Annotated in this window: 18 protein-coding genes; 14 read left to right on the forward strand and 4 right to left on the reverse strand. The window is 67.1% G+C overall.

Annotated features, from left to right (window positions below; translation table 11 throughout):
- Positions 1-69 precede the first annotated feature (69 nt).
- The 9 genes from ABE463_RS17380 (at position 70) to ABE463_RS17420 (ending at position 7,219) form a co-directional block, all read left to right on the forward strand.
- Positions 70-435 carry a hypothetical protein gene (locus ABE463_RS17380; RefSeq protein WP_121044161.1) on the forward strand — a complete coding sequence of 122 codons (366 nt, stop codon included), beginning with the start codon at positions 70-72 and terminating at the stop codon, positions 433-435.
- Positions 436-443: 8 nt separating this feature from the next.
- Positions 444-944, forward strand: a complete 501-nt coding sequence (locus ABE463_RS17385; RefSeq protein ID WP_346469009.1) for a phage holin family protein — start codon at positions 444-446, stop codon at positions 942-944.
- A complete protein-coding gene (locus ABE463_RS17390; RefSeq protein ID WP_346469010.1) occupies positions 941-1,414 on the forward strand; it encodes a protein sip-5 in 474 nt (157 codons plus the stop codon). Before ABE463_RS17385 ends, ABE463_RS17390 begins: the two co-directional genes overlap by 4 nt.
- A 136-nt stretch (positions 1,415-1,550) precedes the next feature.
- A complete protein-coding gene (locus ABE463_RS17395; RefSeq protein ID WP_346469011.1) occupies positions 1,551-2,642 on the forward strand; it encodes an AI-2E family transporter in 1,092 nt (363 codons plus the stop codon).
- 85 nt (positions 2,643-2,727) lie between these two features.
- Entirely contained in the window at positions 2,728-3,204 is a 477-nt protein-coding gene (locus ABE463_RS17400) for a hypothetical protein (RefSeq protein ID WP_346469012.1), read from the forward strand.
- A gap of 64 nt (positions 3,205-3,268) precedes the next feature.
- Positions 3,269-3,979 (forward strand): HAD family hydrolase, encoded by a 711-nt coding sequence (locus ABE463_RS17405; RefSeq protein ID WP_346469013.1) that lies wholly within the window; start codon positions 3,269-3,271, stop codon positions 3,977-3,979.
- 28 nt (positions 3,980-4,007) lie between these two features.
- Complete coding sequence (locus ABE463_RS17410) at positions 4,008-5,375, forward strand: leucyl aminopeptidase family protein (RefSeq protein ID WP_265309990.1); 1,368 nt, start codon at positions 4,008-4,010, stop codon at positions 5,373-5,375.
- A gap of 168 nt (positions 5,376-5,543) precedes the next feature.
- Positions 5,544-6,656, forward strand: coding sequence for a catalase family peroxidase (locus tag ABE463_RS17415; RefSeq protein WP_346469014.1), 1,113 nt, complete (start codon positions 5,544-5,546; stop codon positions 6,654-6,656).
- Positions 6,653-7,219, forward strand: a complete 567-nt coding sequence (locus ABE463_RS17420) for a cytochrome b/b6 domain-containing protein (RefSeq protein ID WP_346469015.1) — start codon at positions 6,653-6,655, stop codon at positions 7,217-7,219. Before ABE463_RS17415 ends, ABE463_RS17420 begins: the two co-directional genes overlap by 4 nt.
- Before the next feature lie 121 nt (positions 7,220-7,340).
- Here the strand turns inward: ABE463_RS17420 and ABE463_RS17425 are convergent, their stop codons facing one another.
- From ABE463_RS17425 to ABE463_RS17440, 4 genes are read right to left on the reverse strand one after another with little or no spacing between them, the layout of a single operon-like run.
- Positions 7,341-7,943: a response regulator transcription factor gene (locus ABE463_RS17425; RefSeq protein WP_123731154.1), complete on the reverse strand. Its 603-nt coding sequence runs from the start codon at positions 7,941-7,943 to the stop codon at positions 7,341-7,343.
- Positions 7,940-9,175, reverse strand: a complete 1,236-nt coding sequence (locus ABE463_RS17430; RefSeq protein WP_346469016.1) for a sensor histidine kinase — start codon at positions 9,173-9,175, stop codon at positions 7,940-7,942. Before ABE463_RS17430 ends, ABE463_RS17425 begins: the two co-directional genes overlap by 4 nt.
- 6 nt (positions 9,176-9,181) lie before the next feature.
- Complete coding sequence (locus ABE463_RS17435) at positions 9,182-9,952, reverse strand: ABC transporter permease (RefSeq protein ID WP_346469017.1); 771 nt, start codon at positions 9,950-9,952, stop codon at positions 9,182-9,184.
- A complete protein-coding gene (locus ABE463_RS17440) occupies positions 9,949-10,848 on the reverse strand; it encodes an ABC transporter ATP-binding protein (RefSeq protein ID WP_346469018.1) in 900 nt (299 codons plus the stop codon). The genes ABE463_RS17435 and ABE463_RS17440 overlap by 4 nt, the downstream gene beginning before the upstream one ends.
- Before the next feature lie 204 nt (positions 10,849-11,052).
- Between ABE463_RS17440 and ABE463_RS17445 the strand changes: the two genes are divergently transcribed.
- The 5 genes from ABE463_RS17445 to ABE463_RS17465 all read left to right on the forward strand — a co-directional run bounded on the left by ABE463_RS17445 (position 11,053) and on the right by ABE463_RS17465 (position 18,894).
- Complete coding sequence (locus ABE463_RS17445; protein ID WP_346469019.1) at positions 11,053-12,288, forward strand: efflux RND transporter periplasmic adaptor subunit; 1,236 nt, start codon at positions 11,053-11,055, stop codon at positions 12,286-12,288.
- Between the two features lie 155 nt (positions 12,289-12,443).
- The gene (locus ABE463_RS17450; protein WP_102788867.1) at positions 12,444-13,133 is read left to right on the forward strand and encodes an ABC transporter ATP-binding protein; all 690 of its coding nucleotides are present in this window, start codon (positions 12,444-12,446) and stop codon (positions 13,131-13,133) included.
- Positions 13,134-13,147: 14 nt separating this feature from the next.
- The gene (locus tag ABE463_RS17455) at positions 13,148-14,308 is read left to right on the forward strand and encodes an FtsX-like permease family protein (RefSeq protein ID WP_123731149.1); all 1,161 of its coding nucleotides are present in this window, start codon (positions 13,148-13,150) and stop codon (positions 14,306-14,308) included.
- Positions 14,309-14,318: 10 nt separating this feature from the next.
- Entirely contained in the window at positions 14,319-15,629 is a 1,311-nt protein-coding gene (locus ABE463_RS17460; RefSeq protein WP_346469020.1) for an ABC transporter permease, read from the forward strand.
- Between the two features lie 442 nt (positions 15,630-16,071).
- On the forward strand, positions 16,072-18,894 hold the full coding sequence (locus ABE463_RS17465; protein ID WP_346469021.1) for a TonB-dependent receptor: 2,823 nt from the start codon (positions 16,072-16,074) through the stop codon (positions 18,892-18,894).
- The last annotated feature ends 312 nt before the right edge of the window (positions 18,895-19,206 follow it).

Raw genomic sequence — 19,206 nt, forward strand, 5'->3', positions numbered from 1 at the left:
ATTACCTTGTGTTCGGTGCCGTCGGATCGTCCGCGGTCACCTTCCCCATCGCACAGCAGGAGATACACGATGAGCCCCACCAATACCGAGAACCTGAAGGAACACCTGGGCGAAGCCGGCTCGCACCTGAAGTCGGCCGCCACCGCCGCAGGCGGTGCAATCAAGGGCGCCACCGGTGCTGCCGGTGACGAGCTGCGCCTCGGCAAGGCCAACGTCAAGGCCGAGCTGTCCGATACCGCACTGTCCGGCCTGGCCGCTGCCGAGTTCGGCGGTGCCGCCGCCAAGGAACAGGTTGATGCACTGATGGACAAGGGCAAGGACCTGGTCGACAGCGCCGCCGAACTGATCCGTGAGCGTCCGCTGGCCTCCTTCGGCGTGGCCTTCGCGGCTGGCTGGATCATCGCCAAGCTGGCCCGCAGCGGCGGCGATAAGTAAGCAGCGGCGTGAGCGATCAAGCCCAGTCGACCGCCCCCGGTGGCGCGGATACCCCGCCACCGGACAGCGGTGAAAAAGCACCACGCCTGGACGAGAGCATCCGCCAGGTCGGTGAGGCCGGCCGTGAGACGGTCGATTCGGCCAAGCACACGCTGCGCTCGCTGCGACGGTTGGCCTCTGCCGATTTCGCACTGGCGCGCAGTGCGTTCGGCCGGGCGCTGGCCTGGGCAGGCGTAGCGATCGTATTCGGCGCCTCGGCCTGGTTGTTGCTGGCCGGTACGCTGATCGCCCTGATGCAGCGTTGGGGCCTGTCATGGTTCCATTCGCTGCTGATCACCTCGATCATCAGCCTGCTGGTCACCGGTTACGCCATGTGGCGTGTCTCGTTCTTCTTCCGCCATACCGGCATGCATGCCACCCGCCGCCAGTTGTCGCGGTTGGGCCTGTATGACGAACCCAGTGAAGAAGATCCTGATGCCGACGTGGATACCACGGGGGTGAAGCGATGAACTTCGAAGCCTTGCGGCAACGCGTCCAGCGCGCCGAGCTGGTGGTGGCGGTGCGGGTGGAAAAGACCCGCAGCAGCTGGTCCACCCTCAGCACCGTCTGGCGTACCGGATGGACACCGCTGCGCATCATCACCGTGGGTCTGGCCGGCGGCTTCCTGGCCGGCAAACTGGAACCCACCGGTCTCGGCGCGAAAGTGCAGGGCGCACGGTGGTTGCAGATGATCGGCTCGGTCTCCAATCTCGTCGCCAGCACCCAGGCGGCGTTTGCCTCGATGCAGGCCAGCGAAGCGGCTGACACCGCCGAGCAGGCGGCGGACAAGGTAGATGATGCCGCCGATCAGGCCCCGCGTCAGGCGGCGCCGGCTCCCGCAGCAGCAGCGCCACGGCTCAACCCGGAACGGCGTGCCGATCCAGCCTCGCCGCATCAGCCGCAGCCAGCCGAGGCGGCCACGGATATCTCCGAACGCTGATCGCAGTTGTGCTCAGCCGTCTCTTCCGAAGGCCCTGCGGCGTCGCCGCGGGGCCTTTCTTCATCTGCACGTCCCCCACACGCCACGCGCACCCGGCTTGCCCAATAATGACGCTCCTTTCCCGTGTGCGACCCGCATGAGCGTTCCGGTGTCCCCTTCCGCTGAAGCCGCTGTCGCACCTTCCCCGCCGCGTCCACGCGCGCCAATGTCGCTGGTCATCCTGGCCACCCTGGCCGTGGCCTTTACTCTGTGGGCGGCACAGGACGTGGTGCTGCCGATCCTGCTGGCGATGTTCTTCGCGCTGGTCGGCAACCCGATCCTGAGGATGCTGCAGAAGATCTGGATTCCCCGCTTCCTTGGCGCGGTGCTGGTGCTCGGCGTTGGCTTGAGTGGCGCTGCCGCACTGGGTGTGCAGCTGGTCGGCCCGGCAATGGAGTGGGCGCAGGAGGCACCGCAGCAGCTGCGCAAGGTCGCCCGCCAGGTGCAGAACCTGACCAAGCCGGTGCAGCAGGCCAACCAGGCGGCCGAGAATTTCGCACGTGTGGCGGGGGGCGAAGGCAGCCGCCGCGTGCAGATCGTGCGCACCCAGCTCGATGATCCCTACAAGGTACTGACCCGGGCGCCCCGGTTGGCCGCCTCGGTGCTGGCCGTGGTGCTGTTGACCCTGTTCTTCATGATCTACGGGCAGAGCCTGCAGAAGCACGCCATCGCGCTGTTCCCCAGCCGCCAGCAGCAACGGTTCACCACCGACATCCTGCGTTCGATCGAACGTGAAGTGTCGCGCTATGTCCTGACCATCACGGTGATCAACACGCTGGTCGGCCTGGTGTTCTCCGGCATCCTGCTGCTGCTCGGCATCTCGCTGCAGGAGGCACTGCTGTGGGGCACCGTGGCCGCGCTGCTGAACTTCGCGCCCTACGTGGGTCCGCTGATCGGCGTGGCGCTGATGCTGCTGATGGGCTTTGTGGAGTTCAGTGATCCCTTCAAGGCGTTGCTGCCGGCGGCCTGCTACCTGGCGCTGCATACCATCGAGGGCCAGGTCGTGACACCGATCGTGCTCGGCCGGCAGATGGCGATCTCGCCGCTGATCCTGATCCTGGCGCTGATGGTGTTCGGTTGGCTGTGGGGCATGATCGGCCTGCTGCTGGCGGTGCCGCTGCTGGTCTGCATCAAGCTGGTGCTGGCGCGGCTGGATGGCACCCAGGGCTGGGCCAAGCTGCTGGAATAAGCGGTTCAGGGCAAGGATACGACTGGCCGCGCGATCCCGGGTGCTGCCAGAATACCGGCACCTTTTCGGATGGATCCCGACCCTGATGTCTTCCTTCGCTACCCGTTGCCTGGCCCTCGCCGGCCTTGTCACCCTCGCCGCCCCGACGTTGGCCGCACCCCTGCCCAGCGCCGAGGTGGCCAGCCGCCAGCTGGTCGAGGCGGTCACCTGCAAGCGTCACCTGACGCCTGCGCAGTTCGCCGCGCTGGCGAAGGTGCTCAAGCCGACCGAACTGCAGGCGTACGGCGAACTGTCCGATGGCGAGTATGCGCTGACCACGCCGCTGCTCGTGCTGGGCCAGCCAGTGAACCGCCTGCACCTGTACGACGGTGCCAACGGCGAGGACAGCATCGACAGCTATACCGCCTACTTCAGCACAGCCGGTATCGACCAGATCGCAGCGCTGGCGAAGATTCCGCGCAACGAAGCTGGCGACTACACCCTGGAAGTGGGCCGCCACGACCTGAGCGTGCGGCAGGACGAGGGCCAGGCATCCATCGCCTGCTCCTACGACCTGCGCTGAAGCACCACACCTCGGCGCCTGCGCGCGCCATGAAAGCCCGCGCGCGCAGGCGTAGAATGGCGGGGTGAATTTCCCCGTCCAAGCCATCACCCTCGACCTCGACGACACCTTGTGGCCGTTCGCCCCCATCGGCGCCCGCATCGACCAGGTGTTGTACGAGTGGATGCTCCAGCACAGCCCCGCCACTGCCGCGATGTACCCGGTGGCGGCGATGCGCGAACTGCGCGAGCGCTCCTTCCATGACAACCCGCACCTGCACTACGACCTGAGCGCGCTGCGCCGGTTGACGCTGAGCGAGGCGCTGGAGAAAAGCGGCGCCGATCCGGCGCTGCTGGAGCCGGCCTACGAGGCGTTCTACGCCGCGCGCAACCAGGTGGAGTTCTACCCGGATGCGATGGAGGCGCTGGCCCGGATCGCCGCACGCGTGCCGGTCGCCGCCCTCAGCAACGGCAATGCCGACCTGCAGCGGATCGGCGTGTCACACCACTTCTCCTTCCAGCTCGGCTCGCGCGAGCACGGTGCGGCCAAGCCGGCCGCCAGCATCTTCCATGCCGCCTGCGACCGCCTCGGCGTCGCGCCTGCCCAGGTCCTGCACGTCGGCGACCACGCCGAGATGGACGTGGTCGGTGCGATGCAGGCCGGCCTGCGCGGCTGCTGGATCAACCGCGAAGAACACACCTGGTCCCACCCTTCACTGCAGCCCGATCTGCAGTTCGACACCCTGACCGGGCTGGCCGACTGGCTGGATGCGAACGCATCCGCCCAGCACGCGTAAGCCGCCGCCCAAGGAGCACTCGAGTCCCATGTCCCAGATCAACGGTTTCACTTCCGAGACGCGCAACGCCCTGCCGCTGCACGTGATGACCCGCGAGCAGTACGCCGGCTGGCGCGCGCAGCAGTCCGACGCGCTCGGCGCGTGGCTGGATGCGCAGCGGTTCAACGGCAGCGGTGGCAGCGTGGTCCTGCTGCCGGGCGAACACGGCCTGGCCGGCGCCATCGTCGGCGTGGGTGACCCGGGGGATGTCTACAGCTACGCGCATGCGCCGTTCGCGTTGCCGGAAGGCACCGTCTGGACGCTGGCGGATGCACTGGCACCGGAGATCGAGACCCTGCTGCAGCTTGGCTGGGGCCTGGGCAGCTACCGCTTCGCGCGGTATCGCAAACCGAACCGCGCGCCGGCCCAGCTGGCCGCCACGCCCTCGGCCGAAGTGCGCGACGTGATCGCCGCCAGCCTGCGCGTGCGCGACTGGGTCAATACCCCGACCGAGGACATGGGTCCGCAGCAGCTGGAAGATGCCGCGCGCGAACTGGCCACCGCGCATGGCGCGCAGATCGAGGTGATCACCGGCGATGCGCTGCTGGAGCAGAACTTCCCGTCCATCCATGCCGTGGGCCGGGCCTCGCATCGCGCGCCGCGCCTGATCGTGCTGCGCTGGGGCACTGCAGGCCAGCCGCACGTGGCGCTGGTCGGCAAGGGCGTTTGCTTCGATACCGGCGGGCTGGATATCAAACCGGGCGACGGCATGCGCAACATGAAGAAGGACATGGGCGGCGCGGCGCATGCGCTCGGCCTGGCCGGGCTGATCATGGCCCAGCAGCTGCCGGTGCAGCTGACCCTGCTGATCCCGGCGGTGGAAAACGCGATCGGTCCGGATGCGTTCCGCCCGGGCGAAGTGATCGCCACCCGCAAGGGCCTGAGCATCGAGATCGACAACACCGACGCCGAAGGGCGCGTGATCCTCGCCGATGCGCTGACCTATGCCAGCGAGCAGCAGCCGGAGATCGTGCTCGATTTCGCCACCCTGACCGGCGCGGCCCGCATCGCGCTCGGCCCGGACCTGCCGGCGCTCTTCAGCAACGACGACACCCTGGCCCAGCAGTGGCTGCAGGCCGGTGAATCGGTGCGCGATCCGGTCTGGCGCATGCCGCTGTGGCGCCCGTACCTGCGCTACCTGCACAGCAACATTGCGGATCTGGCCAATGCCGGTTCGCGCATGGCCGGCTCGGTCACCGCCGCGCTGTACCTGGAGCGCTTCATCGCGGAAGGCCAGACCTGGGCACACCTGGATGTGTACGCCTGGAACGACGGCGAGCGCCCCGGCCGCCCGGCCGGTGGCGAAGCGCTGGCGCTGCGTTCGGCGTGGGCGATGCTGAAGACGCGTTACGCCTGAGGCACGGCCGGGTACTGCCCGGCACGCGCTGAACCACACGATCCCCGCCCCGGCGGGGATCCTCGTTTTTGAAGAGTTGTCGAAAATGTGAATATCGGCTTGCGCCGTGTTCTGCGACGATGCCCGCTGTCGCCCACCCACACGCATCGTGAAGGCAGGAATCCGGACATGTCGCTCTTCGGCTACACCCGCGCTGGTCGCGAACCGGGCGGCCCACGCCCTCCCTCACCATTGCTGTGGATCGCGCTGATCGCCCTGATCGCCGGCGGCCTGGTGTTGGCCTTTGCCTGGCTGGCCGGCTGGATCGGCCGCGACCGCGTCACCGCGCAGACCTTCACCGATGCCATCGAGGCGACGGGGCCACCGCAGCCCGGCTTCCGCCGTGCGCATACCAAGGGTGTCTGCGTCAGCGGTGTGTTCCAGGGCACGCCGGAAGGCGCGGCACTGAGCTCGGCACGCGTGTTCCGCCAGCGCCAGGTACCGGTTCTGGGCCGCCTCTCGATCGGCGGCGGCGACCCGCACGGCGCCGACAACAAGGCCCGCGTGCGCAGCATGGCGCTGCAGCTGGTCAGCGACGATGGCCAGGAATGGCGCATGGCGATGAACAGCTTCCCGTTCTTCGCGGTGCCCACCGCCGAGGCCTTCCTGGAACAGACCCGCGCCGGCACGCCGGACCCGGCCACCGGCAAACCGGACCCGGCGAAGATGGCCGCCGTGCTGGAAAAGTACCCGTCCGCGCGGGCCTTCCAGCAGTGGGCCAAGACCGCCCCGTGGTCGAACAGCTGGGCCAACACCGCCTACAACGGCGTCAACAGCTTCCGCTTCACCGCCGCCGATGGCAGCCACCGCTTCGTGCGCTGGAGCATGCGCCCGCAGGCGCCGTTCGAAGACATGACGCCGGAGCAGCGCGCGCAGTCCGACGATGATTTCCTCAGCGAGGAGTTCGCGCAGCGGCTGGCACAGGGTCCGGTGCGCTGGGACATGTGGGTGACCATCGCCAATGATGGCGACCCGATCAATGATCCCTCGCAGGTGTGGCCGGAAGACCGCCGCCAGGTGAAGGCCGGCACGCTGACCCTGAGCAGCATGCAACCGCAGGCGACCGGCGCCTGCCGCGACCTCAACTACGATCCGCTGATCCTGCCCAGCGGCGTGGCAGGCACGGATGACCCGATCCTGGCCGCACGCTCGGCGGTGTATTCGCAATCGTTCAATCGCCGCGAGCGCGAGATCGCCAGCGGCAAAGCACCCGCCGCGACGGGCAAGGAAGGTGCGCGATGAACCGTGATGCCGGCCATTTCAATCTCCTCGCACGCGTCCTGCACTGGCTGATGGCGGCGATGATCCTGACCATGCTGTTCGTCGGCGTGACCATGGTCGCGTCGCTGCACTGGCGGCCGATGCTGATCGATCTGCATCGGCCACTCGGTATCGCGATCCTGCTGCTGGTGCTGGTGCGCCTGTACAACCGCCTGCGTCATCGCCCGCCGCCGCTGCCGGCCGACCTGCCCGCCTGGCAGGCCGCGGCCGCACATGCCTCGCACTGGGTGCTGTACGGGCTGATGCTGGCCATGCCGCTGGTGGGCTGGGGCATGCTCTCTGCCGGCGGCTACCCGATCGTGATGGGGGCCGGCGTGCACCTGCCGGCGATCCTGCCGCACAACCCGGCGCTGTACGCGGCGCTGCGCAATGCGCACAGCCTGCTGGCCTATGTGCTGTTCGCCACGGTGGTGATGCATCTGTCAGCCGCGCTGTTCCACCTGTGGGTGCGCCGCGATGGCGTGTTCCAGGCGATGGCGAAGGGGCCGGGCCGCACCTCCCCCACCGACACCGATCCCCGGTAGCCACCGACCGTTGGTCGGTGGTATCGGATCGCATGCATCGCTGGCACCCCGGTAGTGCCGGCCGCTGGCCGGCTCCCGTTATTCTCGACAGAGAGGGTGCAGAGCCGGCCAGCGGCCGGCACTACAGCCAGCCCTTCTGCCGCGCCAGCCGATACGCTTCGATGCGGTTGGCCACGCCGAGCTTGCCGATGCACTCGGACAGGTAGTTGCGCACCGTACCGTGCGACAGCCCCAACTGCGTGGCGATCTCGCTGGCCGAGCGGCCGTCGCCGGACAGGCGCAGCACCTGACGCTCGCGGTCGTTGAGCGGATCGGCCTGCGACCACGCATCCAGCGCCAGCTGCGGATCGATCGCGCGGCCGCCGTGCTGCACCTGGCGCAGTGCATCGGCCAGGCGCTCGGCCGGGGCGTCTTTGAGCAGATAGCCGCAGACGCCGGCATCCAGCGCGCGGCGCAGGAAACCCGAGCGCGCAAAGGTGGTGACGATCACCACCTTGATCGGCAGCCCCTGGCGGGCGATCCGCTGCGCCAGCTCCAGCCCGGACAGGCCGGGCATTTCGATATCGGTCACCAGGATGTCCGGCTGCAGCTGCTGCAGCATCCGCCACGCGGCCTCGCCGTCGGCCGCACTGCCCAGCACCTCGATGTCCGGCTCCAGCCCGAGCAGCGCGGACAAGGCGCCACGCACCATCGCCTGGTCTTCGGCGAGCACGATGCGGATCATGATGCACCCCCGGCAGGCAGCGACGGCGCTGTGGGCACCTCCACCGGCGCCACCACGGCGGTGGTCGCGGCCGGCAAGGTGACCCGCACCGTCACGCAGGTGCCCTCGCCCTTTGCCGACTGCACCGCCAGGGTGCCGCGCAGTGCAGCGACGCGTTCGCGCATGCCGGTCAGCCCGTTCCCATCAACATGGACGCCGCCGCGCCCGTCATCACGGATCTGCATCATCAGACTGCGCCCGTCCTGTTCGAAGGTGATCCACGCCTGCCGCGCCTGTGCATGGCGGGCGATATTGGTCACCGCCTCGCGCAGCACCAGTGACAGCGCACGTTCGGTATCGACCGGCATCGGCGGCGGCGGCGCGTAGTGCAGATGCACATGCTGGTACTCCAGCAGCAACCGGGCCGACGCGAGTTCGGCTGCCAGATCGCTGGCGCGGATACCGGTCACCGCGCTGCGCACTTCGGCCAGCGCCTGCCGCGCGATCGTTTCAGCCTCGTCCACTTCGCGGCGCGAGCCGGCTGGATCGCGGTCGGCCAGCTTGCGCGAGAGCTCGAGCTTCAAGGTGATCAAGGACAGCGTATGCCCGAGCAGATCGTGCAGATCGCGGCCGATGCGCTCGCGTTCGGCCGTCGCCGCCAGCCGACGCACTTCGTCCTGGGACAGCTGCAGCGCTGCATCCTGTTCATGGCTCGCGGTTTCGAAATTGACCACCAGGCTGATGATCATCGCCATGCTCGGGATCCAGATCAGCGCCTGCCACGGATAGTGGGCCAACAGACCCACCACCACGAACAACGCGTTCAAGCCCACCAGCTGCAGCAGATAGCGCCCATAGCCACTGCGGCGCGAGACGCGCAGGGTGACACAGCCGAAAATGAAGTAGCTCACCGCCGAGGGGTACCACGCCAGCGGCACCAGCCCCAGTACCACCATCGACAGCGCATAGCGCGGTGCGTGGCACCGCGGTGCGAGCAGCACACCGGCGTACAGGACCAGGAACACCGGATAGGTCAGCAGGGTCAGCGCCGCCCAGCGCCACGTGTAACCACCGCCGAACAACGGCGTCAGGAACACCCACAGCGTCCACAGCAGGTGGATCGCGTCCACCCAAGGCGATCTGCCGCGCCGCAGGTTCTCGGCCACGGCCGAATCCGGCGCGGGGCGCAGCAAGTGGGCGAGCCGACTGAAGGACACGGACGATTCCAAGGCAGAGCGAACAGGCGCGATCATGCCACTTCAGCCGATCCGCCGCAGGCGGCGCCGTGCCAGCCCAAGCGCCACCGCGGTGATGCCGAGCAGCACGGCCACATGCACCCAAGCACTGCCCTGCGCCAGCTGACCGACCGCCGGCAATGCCAGCTGGGCCAGATGCCAGGTCGGCCACAGCGGCGCCATGGCGCTGAACAGCGGTGGCAGCATCGACAGTGGCAGCCACAACCCGGACAACAACGCCAACGGCAGATAGACCAGGTTGACCACCGCTGGAGCCGCGTTGGCGCTGACATGGCTGCCGATCAACAGGCCGATCGCGCCCAGCGGCAGCGCCGCGAACGCCGCCACCGCCAGCAGATGAAGCGCGGCCCAAGGGGTGACAGCCACACCAGCACCGATCGCCACCGCAATGAGCAGCATCGCCACCAGCACCGCGAACAGGACGGCCATCAACAGACGCGCGAGCAGAGGTGCCGTAGGTGGCATCGGCAGTGCACGTTTGAGCGTGAGCAGGCCGCCTTCGCGGTCCAGCGCCAACTGCACGCCGAAGCCGAACAGCGCCGGGGCCATCGCACCGAAGACGCAGTAGGTGGCGAGCAGATAGATCGAGGCCTGGCCACGGCCGAGCAGCACACCGAACAAGGAATAGAACAACACCGGGAACAGCAGCGACGGCAGCACGAAACCCGGGTAGCGCCAGGCACGACGTAGTTCGCACACGATCTCGGCGCGGTAGATCGGCCACGCGGGCGCGCGGGCGGGAGTAACAGCGGCAGCTGCGATCACGGTGTTCATGCGGCCTCCCGGGTCAGTTCAACGAAGGCGTCGGCCAGGCCGCCGCCATGCACTTCCAATTCCTGCAGCTGCGGATCTTCGGCCAGCAGGCGCGCGACCACCGGCTCGGCCGGCTCGGCCAGCAGCTGCAGGCGCAGTCCATCGCGGACCACCTCGCGCACGCCCGGCCAGGTCTTCAGCGTCTCCACATCCAGTGCACTGCGGCAGCGGATGCGGCGCGGCGCCAACTGCTGGCGGAACTGCGCCAGTGGACCATCGGCCAACACGCGGCCCTGTTCGATGACCACCACGCGCTGGGCCAGCGCTTCGGCTTCTTCCAGGTAATGGGTGGTGAGCAGGACACCGCACCCCTCGGCCGCCAGCTGCCGGATCGCCTGCCAGAGCTGCTGGCGCGCCTGGATGTCCAGACCGGTGGTCGGCTCATCGAGGAACAGCAACTGCGGCCGCCCGCAGACCGCGATGGCGAACTGCACGCGGCGCTGCTGGCCGCCGGACAGCTTCCCATAGCGACGCCGGGCAAGATCGGTCAGCCCGGCCAGCGCAAGACAGTCCTCCAGCGAGCGCGGATCGACATAGCAGGTGCGCGCCAGATCGATCAGCTCCCGCACCTGCAGCAGCGGCGGTAACGCGGCGGCCTGCAGCATCACCCCGATACCGCCGCGACGGTCCCGGTCCTGCGGGTCGCCGCCAAGCAGTTCGATCCGGCCCACATCGGCCCGTCGCAGGCCCAGCAGCAGCGAAATGGCCGTGCTCTTGCCGGCACCATTACGGCCGAGCAGGGCCAGCACTTCACCGCCGTGCAGCGAGAAACTCACGCCCTGCAGGGCGGCGATATCACCGTAGTGGACCTGGACGTTGTGCAGACTGGCCAGGGGCGAGGCAGTGGGTTCGGTCATGACGGACTCCCGGAGAGGACACCCACAGCTTCTGCTGCCGGCCGCGGCCGCCCCAGTGGCCGTCGTCAGCCCATGCAGGTGACAGCTGTCACTGCCGCAGCGCCACGCTGCCGGGCATGCTGTGGGCCACCCCGGCACCGTGCCGGTTTGCCCCCCGGCCGCCGATGCGGTCACACTCGGCCCGATTCCCCGTCCAGACTCACGATGAACGCATCCGCTGAACTGCTCAAGGAACTCCGCATCGACCGCAAGGCCGGTTCGCCGCCCCCGTCGCCCTCGCGACGTGGCCGCTGGATCGTGCTGGCGATCGTCCTTCTCATTGTGTTGGCCGGCCTGGCCTGGTTCGTGCTCGGCCGCGAGCGCCCGATCGCCGTGACCACCGCCCCCGTGGTGGCGATCCAGCAGGGCGGCGCCAGCAGCTCGGTGCTCGACGCCAGCGGCTACGTGGTCGCCCGGCGCATGGCCACCGTCTCGGCCAAGATCACCGGCAAGGTCCGGGAGGTGATGATCGAGGAAGGCATGCGCGTGGAAGAGGGCCAGGTGATGGCCACACTCGACCCGATCGACGCCAACGCCCAGCGCAGCCTCTCCGCCTCGCAGCTCGAGGCCGCGCGCAGCCAGCTGGCCGGTCTGCAGGCACAGGTGGCCCAGGCCGATGCCGAAGCTGGTCGCCTGCAGGCACTGGTCGGCCAGCAGCTGGTCTCGCGCTCGCAGTACGACCTGGCCATCGCACAGCGCGACAACCTCCGCGCCCAGCTCAGAACCGCCCAGCGCAACACCACCGTGGCCAGCGATTCGCTGGCGATCGCCGACCTCGGCGTGGACAACAACATCGTGCGCGCGCCGTTCTCCGGCGTGGTCACCGCCAAGGCCGCGCAGCCGGGCGAGATCGTCTCGCCGCTGTCGGCGGGCGGCGGTTTCACCCGGACCGGCATCGGCACCATCGTGGACATGGATTCGCTGGAGATCGAAGTCGAGGTCGGCGAATCCTTCATCGGCCGCGTGCAGCCGAAGATGCCGGTCGAAGCCACCCTCAATGCCTACCCGGACTGGAAGGTTCCGGCCGAAGTGATCGCGATCATCCCCACCGCCGACCGCGGCAAGGCCACCGTGAAAGTGCGCGTGGCACTGAAGACAAAGGACCCGCGCATCGTTCCCGAGATGGGCGTGCGGGTCAGCTTCCTGGAAAGTGCCCCGCCTGCCGAAGCCGCCAAACCGCAGGGCGTACGCGTACCGGCTTCGGCGATCGTGGAGCGCGGGCAGAAGACCGTCGCCTTCGTGGTCAAGGACGATGCGCGGGTAGAAGAACGCGCGATCACCGTGGGCACCACCCTCAACAACGACCGCCAGGTCACCCAGGGCCTGAGCGCCGGCGAGGTCGTGGTGACCACACCACCGGCCGAGCTGCGCGACGGCAACAGGGTCACCGAAACCCCCTGACCGGCCACCGGCTGCGTCACGCGAGCCGCTCTCACGCTCGCGGCAAGTGCGATTCCCTCGTGCCGTCACGGCGCGCACGGCGGCGGCTGCCCGTCCGGCGGCCTTCGCCCGGGCGCGCCGGATGCCCTTTCTTCCCGATCCACGGAGAACCACCCATGTCCACCCTGGTTTCGCTCCGCAACATCACCAAGACCTACCAGCGCGGCCCCGAGAAAGTGCAGGTGCTGCACGGCATCGACCTGGACATCCAGGCCGGCGATTTCGTCGCGTTGATGGGTCCGTCCGGCTCGGGCAAGACGACCCTGCTGAATCTGATCGGCGGGTTGGATACGCCCACCGCCGGCGAGATCGAGATCGAAGGCGAGCGCATCGACCGCATGAGCGGCGGCCAGCTCTCGACCTGGCGCAGCCACCACGTTGGTTTCGTGTTCCAGTTCTACAACCTGATGCCGATGCTGACCGCCCAGAAGAACGTGGAGCTGCCGCTGCTGCTCACGCACCTGGGCGCCGCGCAGCGCAAGCGCAACGCCGAGATCGCGCTGACCCTGGTCGGCCTGGCCGACCGTCGCAGCCACCGCCCGAATGAACTCTCCGGTGGCCAGCAGCAGCGCGTGGCGATCGCCCGTGCGATCGTTTCAGACCCGACCTTCCTGATCTGCGATGAGCCCACCGGTGACCTGGACCGCCAGTCCGCCGAGGAGATCCTGGGGCTGCTGCAGCAGCTCAACCGCGAACACGGCAAGACCATCATCATGGTTACCCATGATCCCAAGGCCGCCGAGTACGCCACGCACACGGTGCACCTGGACAAGGGCGAACTGGCCGACGCGCCAGCGGCCCACTGACGGAGGATGCGGCGATGAAATACTTCTCGCTGGTCTGGGCACAGCTGTTCCGCAGCAAGACCCGCACCCTGCTGACGTTGTTGTCGGTGGTGGCGGCCTTCCTGCTGTTCGGCATGCTCGATTCGGTCCGGGTGGCGTTCAACTCCGGCGGTGACACCATCGAAGGCGCCAAGCGGCTGGTGGTCTCCTCCAAGCTCTCGATCACCCAGAGCCTGCCTCTGCGGCTGCTGCGCGATATCGAAGCCACCCCGGGCGTGCGCAAGGTCAACTACGCCATGTGGTTCGGCGGCATCTACCAGGACCAGAAGAACTTCTTCCCGAGCTTCTCGGTCTCGGACAACTACATGGACCTCTACCCCGAGTTCGAGCTGCCGCCCGAGCAGGCCGAGGCATTCAAGAACACCCGCACCGGTGCACTGGTCGGTGAAGCCCTGGCCAAGCGTTTCGGCTGGAAGGTGGGCGACACCATTCCGATGCAGGCCACGATCTTCCCGCGCAAGGGCAGCAACGACTGGCCGCTGGAACTGAGCGGCATCTACCGGGCCAAGGACCGCAACAACGCCGGTGCGGAGAATCAGCTGCTGCTGCACTGGAGCTACTTCGATGAATCCAACGACTACATCAAGAACCAGGTCAGCTTCTACACCGTGCAGCTGGAGAACCCCGCGCACGCCTCGCGTGTGGCCCAGGCGATCGATGCGCTGTCGCTGAACTCCGATCACGAAACCAAGTCGCAGACCGAGGCTTCGTTCTCACAGGCCTTCGCCAAGCAGTTCGCCGATATCGGCCTGATCGTCACCGGCATCATGGCCGCGGTGTTCTTCACCCTGGTACTGCTGACCGGCAACACCATGGCCCAGGCCGTGCGCGAGCGCATCCCGGAGCTGGCGATCCTCAAGACACTGGGCTTCAAGGATGGCACCGTGCTGGTGCTGGTGATGGTCGAGTCGGTGCTGCTGATCGTGCTCGGCGGGCTGATCGGCATGGGCCTGGCCTCGATCGTGATGCCGGTGATCAGCGCCAGCAGCCAGGGCATGATCAGCCTGCCCGGCGTGCCGGCGCAGACGTGGGTGGTGGCGCTGTGCCTGATGGCGGTGATCGGGATCGTGGTGGGTCTGCTGCCGGCATTGCGCGCGCAGCGGTTGAAGATCGTCGATGCACTGGCCGGGCGCTGAGGAGACCACCATGAAAATGCACTGGATGTGGAACGTAGTGACTGTGGTGGCGCTGCTGGTCGCCCTGGTGGTGTGGATCGTGCTGCCGTGGTGGATGGTGCTGGCGATCGCCGTGCTGCTGGCCGCGTGGCTGGTGCTCACCCGCAGCGGCCGCTTGTCGCTGGCAGCCGCACGGATCGGCATCGCCAGCCTGCCCCAGCGTTGGGGCGCCTCCTCGGTGATCGTGGTCGGCATCGCCGGCGTGGTCGGGGTGCTGGTGGCGATGCTGGCCATGGGCGATGGCTTCAAGGCCACCCTGGAGCGCAGCGGCAGCGATGACGTGGCGATCGTGCTGCGCGGCGGCTCGCAGGCGGAAACCAACTCGGTGATCATGCGCGACCAGGTCCCGCTGATCGAGAACCTGCCCGGCGTGGCCCGCGGCAGCGACGGCAAGCCGCTGATCTCCGCCGAGCTGTCGCAGGTGATCAGCCTGCTCTCGCGCAGCGACCACAGCGATACCAACGTGCAGTTCCGCGGCGTCGGCGAGCAGGCGTGGGCCGTGCGCGAGAACGTGCGCATCATCGCGGGCCGCAGGTTCAAACCGGGCCTGCGCGAGATCGTGGTCGGCAAGGGCGCCCAGGCGCAGTTCGAGGGCCTGGAGATCGGCAAGACCCTGCAGCTGGGCAAGCAGGAATGGACGGTCGTGGGCGTGTTCGCCTCCAATGACGTGCATGAGTCGGAGCTGTGGTCGGACACGCAGACGTTGTCCACCACCTACAACCGCAGTGCGTATCAGTCGGTCAACGTGCGCACCGAAGGGGCGGCGGGCTTCAAGCAGTTCAAGGACGCCATGGAGGCCGACCCGCGCCTGAAGCTGGATGTGGAGACCACCCGCGACTACTACCGCAAGCAGTCCGGCGGCCTGAGCAAGCTGATCAGCATCCTGGGCACGGTGATCGGCGCGATCATGGCGATCGGCGCGGTGTTTGGTGCACTCAACACCATGTATGCGGCGGTGGCCACGCGTGCCCGCGAGATCGCGACGATGCGGGCGATCGGCTTCCGCGGCGTACCGGTGGTGACCGCGGTGATGCTGGAGACGATGCTGCTGGCCCTGCTCGGCGGCCTGCTCGGTGGGCTGGTGGCGTGGCTGGTGTTCAACAACTACACCGTCTCCACGCTGGGCAACAACTTCAGCCAGGTGGTGTTCCAGTTCCAGGTCTCGCCGCAGCTGCTGTGGACGGGCTTGAAGTGGGCCTTGGGCATCGGCCTGGTCGGTGGTCTGTTCCCGGCGCTGCGCGCGGCGCGGCTGCCGATCACCACGGCGTTGCGTGAGACCTGAGCGATACGTTTGAACAACGCGCGTGCGCGTGCTCGCGCACGCGACATAGCAACTCCGGAACCGCACTCGCAAGAGTGCGGTTCTTTTTTTGCGTGCCGCATTCACTGCGCGTTTAGGTGTAACGCGCGTACGTAAAGGCGCAGCTGTACGCACGCTGCGACACGATCACGCACGCGCTCAAGTTGACGCGCGCCTCGCCGCTATCGGTGCCTCTGCCCAACACAGCGCGACGTTTTTTCGTGCGCGGCATGACGAAGTGAAAAAGGTTTCGTCTGAATGCGTGATTTTGTCAGCCATCGTTCATTTACAGCGCTTTTTACGCTTTCAAATGAAAGTAAAAATTTTGAAAAGTCATTAGACTCCCGCCCCCCACGTCGTGGTGTGTTGTTCCCCACGCCGCCCGAACGGGCGAATGTTTTTACAGAGAAAGAGAAACGCACGGATGTATTTGAAGACCAATCCGCTGCGCAACGCGATTGCCATCGCGCTTGTCGCCAGCTGCAGTGCCCCCGCCTTCGCACAGAGTGCCGATGACGGCACCACCAACCTCGATCGCATCGAGATCACCGGCTCGCGCATCCGCCAGGCCAGCGTCGAATCGGCCCAGCCGGTCGTCGCGCTGAACCGCGCCGAGATCGAGAAGAAGGGCTACGTCAACGTCGCCGATATCCTGCAGGACGTCACCGCCGCCGGTTCGCCGAGCATGAGCCGTGCCTCCTCGCTGGAATCGGGTCGCGACTTCGGCGGCATGTACGTGAGCCTGCGCAACCTGGGCCCGGAACGCAGCCTGGTGCTGATCGACGGCCGCCGCATGGGCGTCAGCGCCGGCGGTTACTCCGATCTGGCCTCGATCCCGTCCTCGATCGTGGAGCGCGTGGAAGTGCTGACCGACGGCGCCTCGGCCCTGTACGGCTCGGACGCCATCGCCGGCGTGGTCAACATCATCACCCGCAAGAACTTCGACGGTGCCGAAGTCAGCGCCTACGTCGGCCAGTACAGCGAGGGCGACGGCCAGAAGACCGCCTACAGCGCGACCTTCGGCAAGACCTTCGACCGTGGCTGGGTCACCGTGGGTGGGGAGTACACCGACGAAGATCCGGTCCTGGGCGGCACGCGTGCGTTCACCGCGTACCCGAACGGCCCGCGCCACACCGGCGACGGCCTGAGCGGCGTCACCCCGTGGGGCTATGCGACCGTCAACGGCAGCAACCTCAGCGTGGGCCCGGGCGGCGATCCGACCCAGCTGGGCAATTTCAAGCCGGCGGACAAGGCCAACGACGCCAACACCAAGACCAACATGAGCCTGCTCACCGGTCTGCAGCGCAAGTCGGTGTTCGCCAACGGTGGCTTCTCGATCACTGACAACCTGCGTCTGGTCGCCGATGCGCTGTACAGCGAGCGCGAGTCCAGCAAGCAGCTGGCCGGCTATCCGTACCAGAGCACCGGTTCGCGTGCGCTGCTGTCCAAGGACAGCGCGTTCAATCCGTTCGGTCGTGACGTTGCCTTCGCGCATCGCACCGAAGAGCTGCCGCGCGGCACCGAAAACAACCTGACCACCAAGCGCGCCAGCCTCGGCCTGGAAGGCAGCTTCGAGACCGGTTCGCGGTACTGGGACTGGAACGTCAGCTACATGTACAACCGCAATGAAGGCGAGCGCATCGGCACGGGCAGCATGTACCAGCCGAACGTGAACCAGTCGGTCGGCCCGTCGTTCCTGGATGCCAACAACGTCGCCCATTGCGGCAGCGTCGGCAACGTGATCGCCGGCTGCACCCCGTGGAATCCGCTGGCCCCGATGGGCTACACCGGCCCGGGCTCGCTGAGCAACCAGGACGTGCAGGACTTCCTGTTCACCCGCTTCACCGACACGATGCAGAGCACCACCAAGGTGGCCAGCGCGAACATCTCCGGCTCGCTGTTCAGCCTGCCGGCCGGTGACATCCTGGGTGCACTGGGCGTGGAACACCGCAGTGAAGAAGCCAGCTACTCGCCGGACCTGATGGTCCGCAACGGCCAGATCGCCGGCACCACCGGCCAGCCGACCCAGGGCGATTACTCGCTCAATGAGGTCTACCTGGAACTGCAGGTCCCGCTGCTGGCCGACATGGCCTTCGCACGTGAACTGTCGCTGGACATGGCCGGTCGCTATTCGGACTACAACAACTTCGGCTCGACCACGAACACCAAGTTCGGCCTGAAGTGGAAGCCGATCGACAGCCTGCTGGTGCGCGCCACCTACGGCACCGGCTTCCGTGCACCGACCGTGGAAGATCTGTACGGCGGCACCACCAGCACGCGCGATTCGTACACCGATCCGTGCGACACCAACTTCGGCGCGGCCGCCAACAACCCGCAGGTCCTGGCACGCTGCCTGGCCAACGGTGTTCCGGCCAACTTCCGCCAGCTCGCCGCTGACGGCACCGCCGCGACGGTACCGGGCCAGCAGGGTGGCACGGACTTCAGCTCGGGTTCCAACCCGGAACTGAAGCCGGAAACCGCGAAGACCTGGACCGTGGGCGTGGTCTACAGCCCGGAGTTCGTCTCGGGCCTGGACCTGAGCCTGGACTGGTGGAAGATCCGCATCAACGACGTGATCGTCGGTGAGTCGGCCACGGACATGCTCAACCAGTGCTACGTGCTGGGTGTGGACGCGGCGTGCGACCGCTTCACGCGCGCCCGTTCGGGCCGCACCATCGGTCAGGTCAACGGTCTGGACCGCACGCTGTTGAACGCGGGCTACCAGGAAACCGCCGGCTACGATCTCTCCGTACGTTACCGCCTGCCGGAACTGGCGATCGGCAAGTTCGCGGTCTCCTGGAACACCACGTACGTGGATTACCTGGAGCGCAAGAACGACAACGTCGACACCACCCCGGTGCGTCAGTACACGGGTTGGGAAGGCAACTTCCGCGTGCGTTCGAACCTCAATCTGGACTATCAGTTCGGCAACTTCGGCCTGGGCTGGACGGCGCGTTACTACTCCAGCATGAAGGAGAACTGTGCATACGCGACGGAGTGCAGCAATCCGGGCTTCAGTTCGGCGTACACGGGCCGCCAGGGCATCAACAAGGTGGGTTCGAACACGTTCCACGATATCCAGGTGCGTTATGTGCTGCCGTGGAATGGCACGGTGTCGATGGGCGTGAACAATGTGTTCGACCATCAGGGTCCGATCATGTACAGCCAGCCGAACAGCAGCTTCACGTACTACGGTGGGTTCGATATCGGCCGCTATATGTACATGAAGTATCAGCAGCGTTTCTGATCGGGTTCGCCTGATCACCCTTTTCTGATCCGCGGCTTACTCTCTCCAAGCCGCTGAGTGGAAGTAAGACGGCGCCTTCGGGCGCCGTCTTTTTTTTTGATCTTCGTTATCGGAGCAATGGCTCTTAGAGTGACGGCTCTTAGAGTGACGGCTCTTAGAGCAACAGCCTTTAGAGCAGCAGCCTTTAGTGCTGGACTAGCCCTGGCTTGGGCGGGCACGGGTGGGTTGTCGGGACCCGCTGCAAGTACGTCCATGTAAGCTCGTATGCCGCCATCCATGGCGGCATACGGTCCCGCCAACCCACCCGTGCCC

This window comes from Stenotrophomonas sp. TWI819, from assembly GCF_039673075.1.
In the GTDB taxonomy this organism is placed as follows: Bacteria; Pseudomonadota; Gammaproteobacteria; order Xanthomonadales; family Xanthomonadaceae; genus Stenotrophomonas; species Stenotrophomonas rhizophila_B.

What these genes read in the sequence shown, in the direction of transcription:
- ABE463_RS17380 (WP_121044161.1), top strand. Translation starts at nt 70, where the DNA reads ATGAGCCCCACCAATACCGAGAACCTGAAGGAACACCTGGGCGAAGCC.
- ABE463_RS17390 (WP_346469010.1), top strand. Translation starts at nt 941, where the DNA reads ATGAACTTCGAAGCCTTGCGGCAACGCGTCCAGCGCGCCGAGCTGGTG.
- ABE463_RS17395 (WP_346469011.1), top strand. Translation starts at nt 1,551, where the DNA reads ATGAGCGTTCCGGTGTCCCCTTCCGCTGAAGCCGCTGTCGCACCTTCC.
- ABE463_RS17400 (WP_346469012.1), top strand. Translation starts at nt 2,728, where the DNA reads ATGTCTTCCTTCGCTACCCGTTGCCTGGCCCTCGCCGGCCTTGTCACC.
- ABE463_RS17410 (WP_265309990.1), top strand. Translation starts at nt 4,008, where the DNA reads ATGTCCCAGATCAACGGTTTCACTTCCGAGACGCGCAACGCCCTGCCG.
- ABE463_RS17415 (WP_346469014.1), top strand. Translation starts at nt 5,544, where the DNA reads ATGTCGCTCTTCGGCTACACCCGCGCTGGTCGCGAACCGGGCGGCCCA.
- ABE463_RS17420 (WP_346469015.1), top strand. Translation starts at nt 6,653, where the DNA reads ATGAACCGTGATGCCGGCCATTTCAATCTCCTCGCACGCGTCCTGCAC.
- ABE463_RS17425 (WP_123731154.1), bottom strand. Translation starts at nt 7,943, where the DNA reads ATGATCCGCATCGTGCTCGCCGAAGACCAGGCGATGGTGCGTGGCGCC.
- ABE463_RS17430 (WP_346469016.1), bottom strand. Translation starts at nt 9,175, where the DNA reads ATGATCGCGCCTGTTCGCTCTGCCTTGGAATCGTCCGTGTCCTTCAGT.
- ABE463_RS17435 (WP_346469017.1), bottom strand. Translation starts at nt 9,952, where the DNA reads ATGAACACCGTGATCGCAGCTGCCGCTGTTACTCCCGCCCGCGCGCCC.
- ABE463_RS17440 (WP_346469018.1), bottom strand. Translation starts at nt 10,848, where the DNA reads ATGACCGAACCCACTGCCTCGCCCCTGGCCAGTCTGCACAACGTCCAG.
- ABE463_RS17445 (WP_346469019.1), top strand. Translation starts at nt 11,053, where the DNA reads ATGAACGCATCCGCTGAACTGCTCAAGGAACTCCGCATCGACCGCAAG.
- ABE463_RS17450 (WP_102788867.1), top strand. Translation starts at nt 12,444, where the DNA reads ATGTCCACCCTGGTTTCGCTCCGCAACATCACCAAGACCTACCAGCGC.
- ABE463_RS17455 (WP_123731149.1), top strand. Translation starts at nt 13,148, where the DNA reads ATGAAATACTTCTCGCTGGTCTGGGCACAGCTGTTCCGCAGCAAGACC.
- ABE463_RS17460 (WP_346469020.1), top strand. Translation starts at nt 14,319, where the DNA reads ATGAAAATGCACTGGATGTGGAACGTAGTGACTGTGGTGGCGCTGCTG.
- ABE463_RS17465 (WP_346469021.1), top strand. Translation starts at nt 16,072, where the DNA reads ATGTATTTGAAGACCAATCCGCTGCGCAACGCGATTGCCATCGCGCTT.